Below are 2,618 nucleotides of genomic sequence, written 5' to 3'. Positions count from 1 at the left end.
CACCGTTGGTGGACTTGACCTCAAACACGCCGTCACCCACCTCCAGGATAGAGACATCAAAAGTTCCTCCTCCCAGGTCAAATACCAGAATAGTCTGGTTGGCCTTTTTATCCAGACCGTAAGCCAGCGCAGCTGCGGTTGGCTCATTTATTATCCGCAAAACATTTAGCCCGGCAATACGGCCGGCGTCCTTGGTAGCCTGCCGTTGGGCGTCATTAAAATAGGCGGGAACAGTAATTACCGCATCCTTGAACTTCTCTCCCAGGTATTTGGAAGCATCCTCCACCAGCTTCTTTAAAACCATAGCAGAGATTTCTTCCGGAGCCAGCAGCTTGTCCCGGCTTTTGAAGCGGACGGCATCATTAGGTCCGGATACTACCGTATAGGGAAGCAGCTGGCGCTCGCTTTCCACCTCGGAATAACGGCGGCCCATAAACCTCTTGACCGAATAAAAAGTGTTTTCTGGATTTAAAGCTCCCTGGCGCCGGGCAATCTGCCCCACGAGTCTTTCATTGTTGTCTTTAAATGCGACCACCGAAGGGGTGGTGCGGTTGCCTTCAGCATTTACTATTACTACCGGATCCCCGGCTTCTATGATGGCTACCACTGAATTGGTGGTACCCAGGTCTATACCCACTGCTTTAGCCATCTTATCTCCCTCCTTCATAAACTGACCTTTAGCTTCTTTTTTCTGTTATTTCCAATAGTCTCTAAGATTATTATAACAGCCTTTCGTTTAATAGTCAATAAAGGTCAAAGATAAATTTTGTACAAAAAAGAAGACGCTCTTTCAGTTTTGCAAAACAAAAAGAACGACCCCTTCTTTTAAAGTATTTTCAGCATCTCGCGGGCAATATTCTTGAAAACCGGTGCTGCATCTACTGCTCCAGATTCCCCTTCCTGCACCAGAACCAGCATGGCCCAGCGGGGGTTATCCGCCGGAAAATAACCGCCAAACCAGGTATCCAGGGATTGTTCACCATCTTCTTTCCAGTTTCCCGTTTCGCTGGTAGCTGTTTTTCCTGCTACCTTAATCTCGGCCAGAGACGCATTTTTCCCTGTTCCCTCACTAACTACCAATTCCATAAGCCCTTGGACCTTGCCCGCTGTGCCCAGGCTGATTACCCTTTCCTTGCAGCTTGTTGCTGCTATCCTGCTTCGCTCCCCTTTGCTGTTTATGGTATAACGCAACAATGACGGGGCTTGCCAGAGTCCGTCATCAGCTACGGTAGCCAGCAGAGAGGTCAACTGCAACGGGCTTAGCATTACCCCCTCCTGTCCCAGGCAGGCATTGCTGAGAGCTATCTTTCCCGGATTAACCCCGACATAGGAACCGGGATGGTATTCATAACCCAGCAGGGTTTCATCACATAAACGCAATTTATCAACATAAGTCAAGAGCTTTTCTCTTCCCAGTCTCTGGCCTACTTCGATAAATGATGGATTGCAAGAGTAGGCAAATGCCTGGGCAAAACTCAGCTCTCCGTGTCCTTCCTCCTTCCAACAGGAAGTGGACTGCGTCTCATTGAAAACATATTTTCCGGAACAATGGAATTTATCCCGCTCAGATACCAGGTTTTCCTCCAGAGCAGCCGTTGCCACCAAAATTTTGAAAAGCGAACCGGGATGATAGCGGCTCAAGGCCCGGTTAATCAGACTGCTGCTCTGGTCATGTTGCAACAGGTATTCGATATGATAAGGATTGAATGACGGACGGCTGGCCATTGCCAGTACCTCCTTGCTATCCACATCCATTACTACTACTGCACCTGATTTTACTTTGGCGGATATTTCCTTCTCCACTATTTCCTGAATTCTTTTATCTATAGTCAAAACCACACTGCTCCCGCCCCTATCCTCTTCCTCATAGAACTTGAAATTCAAGCCTTTAATAAGCGCCCCCCGGGCATCATAAACGGAAAGCAATTCCTGGGGAGAGCTGCCTTTTTTAAGTAAAGCATTATAGCGTTTTTCTATTCCCGCCTGCCCTTCGTTATTCTGATATCCTCCGGTATAACCCAGAACATGACAGCAAAAGCCGTCCTGGCGATACCTTTTAATCAGAGGGGCCACAGTAATTCCAGGCAGATTATGGGAGAGGACTCGCTTGATTTCTGCTTCGCTCAGATCCGAAGCTATACGAACAAAAGCAGTGCCGTTTTGGGCAGCCCGCTCCAATTGTTCTTGAATCATCCTACTATCTTGCTTATCCAGAATCCATCCCAGAGTCTCGGCTACCATCTGTAGGGTGTCTCTCCCGTAAATCTCATTAGTGACAGAGCGGCTGCTTCTCATTTCGGCAGGCAGCCCATAAAGAGCGGTTGAAGTATAACTTCCGGTTAAAGGCTGGAAATTCCTATCCAGTATTTCTCCCCGGGAATATTCACTTAGTCTTATGCCTTGACTGTGCATGGCTGTTGCCTGAGCCGCCAGGTCCTGGCATTTTATAACTTGAAAATAGGCAATCCTCAAGGCCAACATCATATAAAGCAGCAAAAGAAAGCTCATCAATAAATAGAGGCGCCGGCGCGGCAAAAGAAAAACCCCCTTTTAGCCTTTAGCCATAGCTTTGACCATAGAAGAGGGATTCTATTCCTGTATATCACAGGGACGGTTCT

General features: G+C 47.7%; 2 protein-coding genes. Both read right to left on the bottom strand.

Annotated features, from left to right (window positions below; translation table 11 throughout):
• Window positions 1-649, bottom strand: a 649-nt coding sequence (locus tag PHP87_RS11855) for an Hsp70 family protein (protein WP_299921635.1), incomplete at its 3' end; no start/stop codon positions are given.
• Window positions 650-825: 176 nt separating this feature from the next.
• On the bottom strand, window positions 826-2,535 hold the full coding sequence (locus tag PHP87_RS11850; RefSeq protein ID WP_299921633.1) for a penicillin-binding protein 2: 1,710 nt from the start codon (window positions 2,533-2,535) through the stop codon (window positions 826-828).
• Window positions 2,536-2,618: the final 83 nt, after the last annotated feature.

This window comes from Syntrophomonas sp., assembly GCF_028707975.1.
In the GTDB taxonomy this organism is placed as follows: domain Bacteria; phylum Bacillota; class Syntrophomonadia; order Syntrophomonadales; family Syntrophomonadaceae; genus Syntrophomonas.
This window is presented reverse-complemented; position numbering and strand designations above follow the sequence as displayed.